This is a genomic window from Paenibacillus sp. LjRoot153 (assembly GCF_964253085.1).
Taxonomy (GTDB): Bacteria; Bacillota; Bacilli; order Paenibacillales; family NBRC-103111; genus Paenibacillus_E.
This window is the reverse complement of sequence record NZ_CAXUQH020000001.1, coordinates 6,349,283-6,361,688: the sequence shown is the minus strand read 5'-3', so window position 1 is coordinate 6,361,688 and position 12,406 is coordinate 6,349,283. Positions and strand designations below refer to the sequence as shown.

Sequence of the window (12,406 nt, the reverse complement as noted above, 5' to 3'; positions counted from 1 at the left end):
GGGTATTTAGGTTCACATGACCTACCAGATGCATTTGGTTACATACGAAGCAAGTTTTCTTACGAAAACTCGGAGGAGGATGTCAAATGAGTGACCGTTTGAGCATTCAAACGAATCGGGCAGATAATGTGAATCCTAGTGAATTTAGAATGCTAGCCCAGCGTTTGAAGGAGGAGCATGTGCAAATGCGTGAGCAGCTCTCCGACATTCGAACGCTAGCTGCAGCTTTGTACACCCTTGATGATTGCTCAATTGGGATGTGTCGTCTGATCGAACTTCAGGACGGCATTCTATCCTTGGTGGAGGAGTTGGAGCAGCATTCGGAATGGGAAGAACAAGTTTTATTCCCAAGTCTGCAAACATATTTACATCCGACGATGGCCATTTCAGTTTCACGGTCCATGCATGTGTTGGAGCAGGATCATGATTTGGCCAAAAGAGTCGTACAGTCATACGTCAACGGTGTCAATGCCATGAGCGTGCCGGTCGACATGGACTTCGTCCATGTGATGGCCTCCGAGCTATTGACAGCGTGCCTCATTCTGCTCAAGCACTTCACGTTGGAGGAGGAGCTTGTCTATCCTTTAATTAATCGGATTATGGACCAGATCGAGGAGTCTGCGAGCACTAGAAGCGCCACTCCACCGCAATAACTGGAAAACCTACATCTAAATCAGGCCACTTCGCCTGATTTGTGTGTATAACTGGAAAAACTCCAGCTAATTTCAGCCATTTACTCGCTTTTCGCGAAAATGGTGAAATCTAACTGGAGTTTTTCCATCTAAATGGTAGAATCAGCTGAATCGAGCCAATTTAGATGTAGTTTTTCCATCAAATCGCGGCCTGAGCTGCGAAAAAAGGGCCTGAAGTTGCTCACCAATCCTCATGATGCCTAGAATTGTACCAGCCCGGGCTATGATCTGACTTGCACCCCACCAGCAGCAGGCAACCCAGGCACACAACAACCCTAAGCCTCCAACGTGCTTAACGTTTTCTCTTCGCACTCTTTGGAACAGAAGCTGTCATGCTCCTCTTCACAAGCTTCGCAGCAAATATGCTTCAAGTGGCAGAGATCGTTGGCACAGTTAATATAGCGATCCTCTGCGGTTCCGCAGTGGTAGCATTTGCCTACAACGATATCTTCATCTGTGCGGTTAATCGGTACGGAGATGCGCTCATCGAACACATAGCATTTCCCGTCAAAGAGGCGACCTTGCACGTCTTCGTCTTTGCCATAAGTGACGATTCCGCCGTCCAATTGATAGACCTCTTTGAAGCCTTCGTTAATAAGAAAGCCTGATAATTTCTCGCAACGGATACCGCCTGTGCAGTAGGTAAGGATTGGCTTATCCTTGAAATCCTGCAGATTGTTGCGAATCCACTCAGGGAATTCCTTGGTCGTTTCGACCTCAGGACGAATGGCGCCACGGAAATGACCGATATCATACTCATAGTGATTACGGCCATCGAGCACGATGACATCTTCATTTTTGAGCTTCTCATAAAATTCCTTCGGCTTCAAATGCGTTCCCGTGAGCTCATTCGGATTCACGTCTTCTTCAAGACGGAAGGTGACGAGCTCCTTTTTCGGACGGACAAATAGCTTCTTGAAGGCATGTCCTTCATGCTCATCAATCTTGTAAACCATATCTTTAAACAATGGCATGAGGTTCATCATCGCCATGTAGGCTTCCGTTTGCTCTACAGTCCCAGAAAGGGTGCCGTTAATGCCCTCAGGAGCAATCAGAATGCGTCCTTTTACACCGAGCTTTTTGCAATAAGCCAAATGTTCGCGCGCCAATGCTTCGTGATCAGCCACGGCGACGAATTTATAATACAACAAGATGCGGTATGGAGCGCCATGTTCAGTCATAACAATAACCACCTATACGTATAAAATGACACACTCCATCAAGATGGAGTATACGCATATAGTGACATAAATTCATGTTTTTTTCAATCAAGCAGCAATTTTTGGATAAGTTGATATACAAACTGCAGCTCGAGCTCTAAAGCTTGAAGCAAATGGAACACACCAGTGAGATCTCGTTCCGCTGCTTGCAGCTTCTTTTGCTCCTTCAAAGAATCCTCCAACTCGCTTGCCGCGGCAAATACACGATTAGCCGAAAGGTTGCTAGAAGAACCGCGTATACCATGAAGCAAACGAAGGGCCTCCTCAAAGTTGCCCGCGTGGATGTCACCTTTCAATTGCACCATAAGCGGGTTGGTTTGGTCTTGAAATTTACGGAGCATCTCACGATAAATGTCTGTTTTTCCGCCCATGCGTTGGAGTGCTTCCTCGATATCGAGTCCAGGTGTTGTCTGATTCTCCACTTGTAGATGAAGTGTGGATTCAATAGCAGCTCTCAGCCGTTCGGGTATGATGGGCTTGGAGATCATTTCACTCATCCCCGCCTCCATGCAGGCCACCCGATTGTCGAGCGTTGAATCCGCTGTTAAGGCAATGATCGGAATATGTGCCCATTTCGGTTCAAGACGAATGCGCTTGGTCGTTTCGATCCCATCGAGCTCGGGTAAGTGAATATCCATGAGGATCAAATCATAGGTATGATTTGCCAAATCGTTCAGCGCCTCGAAACCGTTACCAGCCAATTGAATGTGACAGTTCATCATACTTTCCAAAAGAGAACGCGCCACCGTTTGGTTAATTTCATTATCCTCCACAACCAGAATTCGGAGCGGATCATTACTCAGGCTGTTTAAAGGGAAGAGCGCCCAGTCCTTCTCCCTGTCTTGCGCAATGGTATCTGTCAAATGGGTATGAGCGATCTCCCTTTCAGCATGCAGTGAAACGAGCGTCCTGTACAAGAGACTTCGAGAGATCGGCTTGACCAGAACAGCATCTGGCGATGCTTCTGTGGGAAGCTGTTCAAGTGCATCTCTTCCTGATAACGAAGTGTAAATAATCGTTCTAATCCCCTTTTGCTGGCAAGCTGCCAGCATGGTCAGCCACACATCCTCCCCATACATATCATCTGCCTCCATATCGAGCAAAAGGAAGTCAAGAGGGATGTGATCAATGACCTGAAGGGCTTCCTTCCACGCATACACACCCGCAGCATCGCTGCACATGGACTGCAGGTTTTGGACAAGCACCCTATTAAGGGTAGGATGATCTTCTACGACGAGCATAGCGAGCGGCAAGGGAACGATTGCTATATTGCTTGGCAGGTAGAGCGTGAAGGTAAGGGTGACCAGAAATTCGCTCCCTATACCTTGCATGCTAGTGACGGAGATCGAGCCGCCCATATTTTCGATAATATTTTTGGAAATAACAAGCCCAAGACCCGTTCCCCCGTATTTGCGGCTCGTCACCTCGTCACCTTGGATAAAGGGTTGGAATAAATTGGCCAACTGTTTCTCGTCCATGCCGATCCCCGTATCTGTGACGCTGAATCGGAGAGTTACCTCATTCTCATGCATCTGATCTACGCCAACACGAAGTGTGACGGTCCCTTGCTCCGTGAATTTAATCGCATTGCTGGAGAGATTCAGAAGTACCTGATAGAGCCGCAAAGAATCACCGATCAGTCCACCAGGCACTCCCTCAGGTATATCACAAATGAAATCAACAGGCTTATGACCTAGCAGCACACTCAGCGTTTCACACACACGTTCAATGGTCTCATCTAGCTGAAAAGGGTGATGTTCAATCACGAGCTTATCTACTTCCAGTTTAGAAAAGTCCAGAATATCGTTGATGATATGTGAAAGAGAGAGGGAGGAACGTGAGATTTTCCGTATGTAATCCGTCTGAAGTTCAGTCATTGCTGTTTTCTCAAGCAGGTGGGAAAGTCCAACGATCCCGTTAAGCGGAGTACGTATCTCATGGCTCATCCGGGCAAGGAATACGCCTTTGGCCAAATTGGCATCATCCGCCTCTTGTTTAGCTAGAATAAGCTGCTCCTTAGCATGGATTTGATCCGTGATATCTCTCGTTATCGCTGAGAAGTACAGCTCGCCATTATCAAGAGGGAAGTGAGGGACGATGATAAGCGATGCGATGATACGTTGTTGTTTCTTGGTTATGACTTCCGCTTCGAATTCCCAGAAGCCATCTCGGATCGCCGTTTGAAGCCCTTCCTCAAAATTAATGTCATTCAAGATTTCAACAAACTCATGAAAACGTGTACGTGTATAATCTGTCCCAGCTAATTCCATGGAATGGATGCCAGCGGGATTGATATAGAAGATGTTACCGGCTTGATCGAAGGTGAGAATGGCGTCTCGGGCACTCTCAACAATCGTTAACAGCCGTTCTTTTGTTTCATTACTCGCCTTAATGTCACTGATATCACGTGCAATGAGGACGTATCCTTTTAAATCGCCATTCGGATGCGTGATGCAGCTAACACTCGTTTGCACATAGATCCGGGTGCCGTCTTTGTGATACCAGGTCCACTCTAAATCCTCTTTAAGATGACGCAAGGAACGAATGACAAGTGTTGTGCAGTCTGCGGGAATTGTCTCGCCGAGTTCAGCAGAATACTGCGCTGCTCGTTCATTCAGTTGTTTTTGATCTAACCAGATTAAAGGAGAAGTGATTTTGTGTACGTCTGCAAAAGAATACCCTAGCATCTGCGTCGCTCTGCTGTTGAGATGGTTAATCATAAAGTTCGGATCCATCACGATCATGGCGTATTGATTATGACGAATGAAAGCTTCAAAGGGCTCGAAAAGCTCACGTATATTCTCCATCATGCCATTGACTGATAGGGCAAGCGCACCTAATTCGTCTTTACTTGTAAATACGATGGGTTTCGTGTGGAAATTACCGGCTGCAACCGCCTCGGTTACTTGGAGGATTTGTTTAATTCTTTTGATAATCAGATGATTCGTAGTGAGATGAATTAAGAAAAATATGGAAAGTACTGTCATCAGAATGATCCCCACAGTTGACCAAAGGAGAGGACTTGTGGGAGCTTCGATGGCCCTGATTGGTATGGAATAGGTGAGAAACCAGTCTAATTGAGGGATTCGCGCATAGAACCACCTTGTCTTGTGACCCGTTAGAAAGGATTCGTCAATAAAGCCGCTGCCTTCTCGTAATGCCTTTTGAAAAGCAGGTCCAAGTTCGGGATATTCGGTGAAAATATTCAACTTCAGAATGGTAGGTGCATCGGTAGCATAGAGGGCGAGACCATCTCGATTGATGATCAGTAATTCTCCATTGTCGAGCGGAGCAAGCAAATGTTCTTGAAACAAGGGTGCAGCTTCGAGTGAAGCATTGACGATACTAATCACTTTATGTTGATCGTCAAAGATAGGAGCCGTAATGGAGATCACATAGAAGCCTCTTATTCTGCTTATATAGGGGTCAGAAATATAGCTTTTCCCTTTCAGGGCTTCCTGGAATCGGGGCTCGTTCGAAATGGAGAGTGTATTCCCCGTAGTAAAATGAAGGGTACCGTCCAAATCAACAATACCCATGCTGTAATATTGATTACCATCCGCTTGTAATTCATGGGCTAGGAAATTTAAACGATCCGCTTGTGTGCCTTGTTTCATAATACTTACCCGACTAATGAGCTCAATCTCCGCTAAACGGATGGACAAGAAGTCATACATGTTTCGCGCAGAATTCGATACGGAGGTCAATGATTGCTCATTCATCTGCTGTAACAGCTTATTGCGAGAGAGTGTATAGTTGGTAATCCCTACGACCGCAAGTGAGATCGAGGTGATAAGGACTAACCAGGCGACGAGTTTAAAACGCAAGGATGATGACATTTTTTTCCTCCAAAAAGCCATGTAATTGTTAGATAATCTCATAGTTTCATCAAGATTAGAGTGGAACATATTTAATGATTTCAATTTATGATATATCCAACAGATCAGTTACGTATACACACTTGTTCAAATTTGCCGAGAAAGCGTTCGGTCAAATCGTACAAGCCTCGCAAGAAGTAGCGAGTAAAATTCAAGAAACAGCAGCAGCAGCAGAGCAGATGGCAGCTAGCTCGGAAGAAGTAGCGGCTACAGTTGCTCAAGTTGGCTTCGTTGCACAGCAAACTTCAGGTACAGCGCAATCCGTAGCTGCAGTTACCGAGGAACAGCTGGCATCAGCCGAAGAAATTACGGAGTCAGCCAAAAACCTTGCTGGAATTGCTACAAATTTAAATCAAGTGGTAGGTACTTTCCGTCTTACATAAAAATTTAATTGTGAACAAATGGTGTCGGTCAGACTTTTCCTAAAGCTGGTGCGTCTAGTTATCGTGAAGGTTAAACAAGTGACAAAAACACGATAACTCAGAAGGAGTGAATAGGAAATGAAAAAGAATCCGTGGAACATGTTGAAAATGGGTGTTGTTGGTTGTGCAGTTTTGGTAGGTGTGAGTGCTTCGGTACTGCCAGTTGCAAGCGTTGCTTCAGCGGATACCGTTGTAGCTATCTCAGCACCTACATCATCAGTACCAGTTGTCATTAAAGAAGTGGTGCTTACATCCAAAAGTACAGACTTAACGACGAACATCAAAGTACCTCAGTTGACCGGTATGTTGGATACGAAATATCAAGATGAACTGAATGACATTATTCTATCGCATGCGAACAAAGATTTAGCAAGCTGGGAAAAGGATGCTGCGGAGGCTGCAGCAGCAGCCAAAGATAAGGGATATACGTATCGTCCTTATGGCCTTACGATTGTCTACACATTGAAATCGGATGGCACAGGAAATCCTTCAGGAGTTGTTTCCCTTACTGTTACTACGTACGGAGAAACGGGTGGCACCGGCATGCCGAGAGTGGATACGTATAATGTACTGAATGCGGCAGCGGCTCAGCGTGTAACGTTACAGGATCTGCTTGGTGCAGACTATAAGGCCACGATCGATGCAGGTGTTATTGCCAAAATGAATGAGGAGCCGCAATATTTCTTTAAAGATCAATTTAAAGGAATCACTTCGGAGCAAGGTTTTTATGTAGAAAAAGGGGCAGCGGTTGTTGTGTTCCCCAAATATGCGATTGCAGCTGGCGTTGCTGGAAGTCCAGAATTTCGCTTCATCTTGTCTAAGGATGTGACCATTAAACCGAATCCTACTCCACAGCCTGGTACCGACAAAGTGAAAGTGGATTTGGCACCAGTTGACGTCGAACAGAATGAGGATGGCGTTTCACTTGTTCCTTTCCGTAAAGTAGCAGAAGGTTTGGGCTACAATGTGAAATGGAATCAAGATACGTATGCTGCTGAACTATCGAAAGGTGCGCAGTGGACGAGTGTGAGTGTGGGGAAAGATAGCTATTTCTTTGCCAAAATGGCACCAGTTGCGCTAGGAGCGGCTCCGGTCATTCTGAACGATACCCTTTATGTGCCTACTAAATTTGTGTCAGACATTCTAAAGGCTGATGTGGCAATTGATTCAAAAGGCATTCATATCGAACAATAATGGTGGAAAATCATGTGTCATGAGTGAAAATAAGCCTTCAGTTGCCGATTCAGGTGATCTGAAGGCTTTTCAACTAACACGTTATTGTAAGCGTTTGCATATACTAGAATATCCCGCATTTAGGAGGTGTGATCGGTATGTATCTCAAAAATAGTTTGTCAGCGCTCATGGGTCTTTGGTTTCTGATGACTCCTTGGGTGTTTGGATTTGGAGATGTAACCAATGCGCTTTTCACCTGTGCACTGTTCGGAAGTCTTCAATTCGTAAGTTCTATGTTAGCTTTAGGGAAAACGGGGAAGCATATGTGGCAGAACTGGGTTTGTGTCGGGAGTGGTATTGTTTTTATCGTATTCCCAAATGTGTATCACCTTTCATTTATGGCGTTCTTCTCCTTCGTTGCGCTTGGTTTTATGACGATTCTCATTAATTACGCCAATCTGTACCCAGATTCGCAATAATTTTGCTAGTGCCTGTTGTAAAATGAATTTAATTATGTCATGATGAAATTATCAAATTGACAATATGAAGTGGAAGCACACATGTATGATAACGTGCCTCAGCTGTGCATATACAGTTAGGCTTCTCTTTTTGTTAATTGATAAAGTCGTTATAATAATATTAGATATACAATATAAGGAGTGGTGAACATGAAAGCCTTCATTCTTATTGATTATACGGTGGATTTCGTAGTAGGCAAGCTGCCTTGCGGGGATCCAGCTATTGCCATAGAAGCTCGGCTGTGTGAGCTAACCAAAAGTTTTGTTACAGAGATGGACTTGGTTGTGATGGCTGTAGATTTGCATGAGGAAGGAGATCCCTTCCATCCTGAGACGACCTTGTTTCCACCCCATAATATACGTGATACGGCGGGGAGGGAGCTCTATGGTCGCCTCAAAGAAGTGCATGAAGCTCACAGAGCTGCCATCTATTGGATGGACAAAACGAGATACAGTGCATTCTGCGGAACAGATCTTGAACTGCAGCTTAGAGCTAGAGGTATTCAGGAGCTTCATCTAGCGGGTGTGTGTACAGATATTTGTGTCTTACATACAGCGGTGGATGCGTATAATAAAGGTTTCTCCCTCGTGATTCATGAGGATGCGGTTGCCAGTTTTGATGCGGAAGGCCATGCATGGGCATTGCGGCATTTTGAAAAGACGTTAGGGGCTAAAGTTGTTCGGGATTGGAAAAATTAAGGGAAATAATATTGTGGAAGATGAGTTGATGTATGATGGGGAGGATGAATGGGATGAGCTGGCACACGATGGATGGGATGAATAACTTAACGCTGCACACAGATAAATACCAAATTAATATGATGTACGCCCATTGGTTACAGGGGACGCATACGGAGAGAGCAGTCTTTGAGGTGTATTTCCGCAAGCTGCCTTTTGATGGGGGATATGCGGTCTTCGCGGGGCTTGAGCGAGTGATTCATTATGTGCAAAATCTGCATTTTGGTGAGGAAGAAATCGCTTATTTGCGTGAGCAAGAGGAGAATTATAAGGAAGAGTTCCTTGATGCGCTTCGTGCCTTTACGTTCAAAGGCGATATCCAAGCCGTACCTGAGGGAACGCTTGTCTTCCCGAATGTGCCGCTTGTACGGGTTATTGGAAGCATATTCGAAGCGCAGTTGGTTGAGACGGCGATTCTCAACTTCGTGAACTTCCAGACGCTCATCGCGACCAAAGCCTCGCGCATGAAAGGCGTTGCTCCGCACGATGTGCTGCTGGAGTTCGGCACACGCCGCGCCCAAGAAGCTGACGCCGCCATCTGGGGGGCTAGAGCCGCGTATATCGCGGGGTTCCACGCGACATCGAACCTAAGAGCCGGAATGCTGTTCGGCATCCCGACCAAAGGCACACACGCGCATGCGTGGGTGCAGGCCCACGACACGGAAGAGGACGCCTTCCGTGCGTATGCCGAGGCCCTGCCCGAGCAGGTCACGCTGCTCGTGGACACCTACGACACGCTGCGCAGCGGCGTGCCGAACGCCATTGCGACGGCGCGGCAGCTCGCGAGCCGCGGCAAGCGCTTGAACGCCATTCGCCTCGACAGCGGCGATTTGGCGTATCTATCCCAGCAGGCGCGGCGCATGCTGGATGAGGCGGGCTTTCCGGAGGTGAAGATTGTGGCATCCAATGACTTGGATGAGCACATCATCGCCGGGCTGAAAGCCCAGGGGGCTAAGATCGACAGCTGGGGCATCGGCACCCAGCTGATTACAGCGGCCGACCAGCCGGCGCTGGGCGGGGTGTATAAGCTTGTTGCCCGAGAGAAGGACGGAGCGCTCGTGCCGGTCATTAAGATTTCGGGCAACCCGGAGAAGGTGACGAATCCTGGCTTCAAGGAAGCCTACCGGATTATGAACTTGGCGACGGGCAAAGCGGAAGCTGACTATTTGGCGTTACAGGATGAGGTGGATATTCGGGAAGGTCAGCGAATTAAGTTATTCGACCCCATCCACCCGTATCTGTTCAAATATATCGAGAATTATGAGGCGGTTCCGCTGTTGAAACCGATTTTTGAAGGCGGTAACTTGGTGTATGAGCTTCCTACCTTGGAGAGCATTCGCGACTACCATGCTGAGCAAATGCAGACTGTTTGGCCGCAATATTTGCGGATGCTGAATCCTGAGGTGTATCGCGTTAATTTGAGCACTGCCTTGTGGCAGCTGAAAATGGATTTGATTCATGCGCACCAAGACTAGCTAGTCTTGGTGCCAGCACACGCAAGATTTTGGAATATCCGACTTAGGTGGTATGATTAATGTGAGCTACACGGTAAAGATGCGCTCATTCTAATCTTATTCCGATGGAGGTTATTGCTAATGTCTACGAAAGCGAATCAAGCATTGACAACTGGGGTTACGCTCAACAATGGTGTACATATGCCTTGGCTGGGTCTCGGCGTTTATAAAAGCAAAGAAGGTCAAGAGGTTATCGGAGCGGTTCAAACCGCTTTGCAATTAGGCTATAGAAGCATCGATACGGCTGCGGTATATCGCAACGAAGAAGGCGTTGGTCAGGGTCTTCGCCAAAGTGGCGTGCCGCGTGAGGAGATTTTCGTAACCACGAAAGTGTGGAACGCAGATCAAGGTTACGAGTCTACGCTGCAAGCGTTTGAAGCAAGTCGCAAACGGCTTGGTTTGGAAACGATTGATCTTTACTTGGTGCATTGGGCCGTCTCCGCAACGTACCGAGAAACGTGGAAAGCGCTGGTCCACCTGTACAAAGAAGGGCATGTACGTGCGATTGGCGTGAGTAATTTCCAAATCTCTCATTTGGAGCATGTCATCGAAGATACCGGTATCGTGCCTGCGGTTAATCAAGTGGAGTATCATCCGGAGCTGTCACAAAAAGAGTTGCTCACGTATACCCGTGAACATGGCATCCAATTGGAAGCGTGGAGCCCACTTATGCAGGGAAGGCTGAATCAGCCTGAATTGGCGCAGCTAGCGGCTAAATACGGCAAATCAGCAGCACAAATTGTACTGCGTTGGGATATCCAGCATGGTGTCGTGACGATTCCGAAGTCTGTGACGGAGCATCGTATTCGTGAGAATGCGGACATTTTCGATTTTGAGCTGAGCGCTGAGGATATGGCTTTGGTGGATGCTTTGAATATCAACAAGCGTATTGGCCCGGACCCGGATCATGTGACGTTCTAGTTACTTTTTCCAACTCCAAAGAGGAAACGCCCGTTTGTACGGGGTTTCCTCTTTTTTAGTTGATCATGAGTCAGCGCCGACTAGGTGCGGCCTCCCTCCGCTTATTTCAACAAAGCTATCATCTGATACACCTCGCGGTGGTCACCTGGCAGTAAGAAATTCGCGACCTTCAGCTGAGAAGAACCATCGCCGTCAAGAAAAAGCCCATCGACCAGCTGTTTCTCCCCTACCTGCTCTTGTACCGCTGTACGGAACTCTTCACCGGTACAAGGGGTAGGCGCAACTACCAAATACACGTTGTTCATTCGATCATACACAATACCAGACCGCATGCGCTTCTCGTTAATGACAGGCATTTCTTCCGAAATGGCTTGTTCAGCCCAACCCAATGGATTCGTAAGCCCCATGCTTACGCCTCCCTGCGCCCAATAACGGCTGCGATCCAGCACCTGTAACTCACTCGCATTTTCGACAACTTGGACGGTAAAGGTTTGCGCCTTCTCATCCCACACAAGTGTCCCTCGTTTCCGATCCGTATTGTACCAGCCCGAGCCGTAGTCGCCAGGTTGACCCTTCACAGGCTGATCATTGGTCACTGCGATGCTTAGCAAATACCCCTGCCAGAAAAATCCGCCATTAATCCCATTGTCCTGCCGTTCGGTCACATTTGCAGTAATCGCTTTGAGTCCTATGTTTTCAGGTGACGTTTGGATAACGTGAAGGAGAACGCCATTCGTTGCGGGTTTAATGCTATACTCGGCACTTGCCTTTGGGGGCGGTTGTGTGGTGGAATGAAGGCCCCAAATTAAGGTCCATACGAAACTGATAATCACGATAAGTAGATAGATTAGTAGCTGAGCAGCATGCGCTTTGAAAAGGCGGATAAGGTACATAGATTTCTCCATCCCAGCTGTAGTGGTCTCATTCATTTCTATTAGTCTATGAAAAGAGTAGGAGGGATATGCCTATTTATCTACGAAAAAAAACGCTTACGAAGGAATCTACCATTCGTAGGCGTTGGTCACGAAACATCTATGTAACGAAAAGAATTAGAAAATCGGTATGCGTGCCTTATTCCCATCTGTGGCATATAAAATCGCTTCTGAGCTGAATAAATCTACTCGCTCTAACGAATTAACTAAATTCATGGTGGTGAATTTGTTATGGCGAAGTGCGTTGATCAAAGAGGGAATTAACTTATGGTCCGTGCCGACGAAATTAACGGAAATCGGCTTCTTATTAAATAAAATATTCATTCTCACTTCAACACATCTCCTTCTGATTTTGTTTGTTAAGTAGATATTAAGATTATCATACCTTTCTCAATAAG

11 protein-coding genes are annotated in these 12,406 nt (G+C 46.6%); 7 read left to right on the top strand and 4 right to left on the bottom strand.

Going from position 1 to position 12,406, the window contains the following annotated elements:
- Positions 1-86: 86 nt before the first annotated feature.
- A complete protein-coding gene (locus tag ACSQ8P_RS27445; protein ID WP_436238092.1) occupies positions 87-653 on the top strand; it encodes a hemerythrin domain-containing protein in 567 nt (188 codons plus the stop codon).
- A gap of 314 nt (positions 654-967) precedes the next feature.
- On the opposite strand, the gene trhO is transcribed toward ACSQ8P_RS27445, so the two are convergent.
- Positions 968-1,873, bottom strand: coding sequence for an oxygen-dependent tRNA uridine(34) hydroxylase TrhO (gene trhO, locus ACSQ8P_RS27440; protein WP_436238091.1), 906 nt, complete (start codon positions 1,871-1,873; stop codon positions 968-970).
- Between the two features lie 83 nt (positions 1,874-1,956).
- Positions 1,957-5,751: a response regulator gene (locus ACSQ8P_RS27435; protein ID WP_436238090.1), complete on the bottom strand. Its 3,795-nt coding sequence runs from the start codon at positions 5,749-5,751 to the stop codon at positions 1,957-1,959.
- A gap of 74 nt (positions 5,752-5,825) precedes the next feature.
- Here ACSQ8P_RS27435 and ACSQ8P_RS27430 point away from each other — a divergent pair, with 74 nt between their 5' ends.
- The 6 genes from ACSQ8P_RS27430 (at position 5,826) to ACSQ8P_RS27405 (ending at position 11,076) form a co-directional block, all read left to right on the top strand.
- The gene (locus tag ACSQ8P_RS27430) at positions 5,826-6,173 is read left to right on the top strand and encodes a hypothetical protein (protein WP_436238089.1); all 348 of its coding nucleotides are present in this window, start codon (positions 5,826-5,828) and stop codon (positions 6,171-6,173) included.
- Between the two features lie 117 nt (positions 6,174-6,290).
- Complete coding sequence (locus ACSQ8P_RS27425; protein WP_436238088.1) at positions 6,291-7,406, top strand: stalk domain-containing protein; 1,116 nt, start codon at positions 6,291-6,293, stop codon at positions 7,404-7,406.
- A 137-nt stretch (positions 7,407-7,543) separates the two neighbouring features.
- Positions 7,544-7,864 (top strand): SPW repeat domain-containing protein, encoded by a 321-nt coding sequence (locus ACSQ8P_RS27420; protein WP_436238087.1) that lies wholly within the window; start codon positions 7,544-7,546, stop codon positions 7,862-7,864.
- A gap of 189 nt (positions 7,865-8,053) precedes the next feature.
- Positions 8,054-8,602: a cysteine hydrolase family protein gene (locus tag ACSQ8P_RS27415; RefSeq protein WP_436238086.1), complete on the top strand. Its 549-nt coding sequence runs from the start codon at positions 8,054-8,056 to the stop codon at positions 8,600-8,602.
- Between the two features lie 53 nt (positions 8,603-8,655).
- Positions 8,656-10,116, top strand: coding sequence for a nicotinate phosphoribosyltransferase (locus ACSQ8P_RS27410; RefSeq protein WP_436238085.1), 1,461 nt, complete (start codon positions 8,656-8,658; stop codon positions 10,114-10,116).
- 120 nt (positions 10,117-10,236) lie between these two features.
- The gene (locus tag ACSQ8P_RS27405; RefSeq protein ID WP_436238084.1) at positions 10,237-11,076 is read left to right on the top strand and encodes an aldo/keto reductase; all 840 of its coding nucleotides are present in this window, start codon (positions 10,237-10,239) and stop codon (positions 11,074-11,076) included.
- Between the two features lie 101 nt (positions 11,077-11,177).
- On the opposite strand, the gene ACSQ8P_RS27400 is transcribed toward ACSQ8P_RS27405, so the two are convergent.
- The gene (locus ACSQ8P_RS27400; RefSeq protein ID WP_436238083.1) at positions 11,178-11,969 is read right to left on the bottom strand and encodes a hypothetical protein; all 792 of its coding nucleotides are present in this window, start codon (positions 11,967-11,969) and stop codon (positions 11,178-11,180) included.
- Positions 11,970-12,125: 156 nt separating this feature from the next.
- Positions 12,126-12,338 carry a hypothetical protein gene (locus ACSQ8P_RS27395; RefSeq protein WP_157257133.1) on the bottom strand — a complete coding sequence of 71 codons (213 nt, stop codon included), beginning with the start codon at positions 12,336-12,338 and terminating at the stop codon, positions 12,126-12,128.
- Positions 12,339-12,406: the final 68 nt, after the last annotated feature.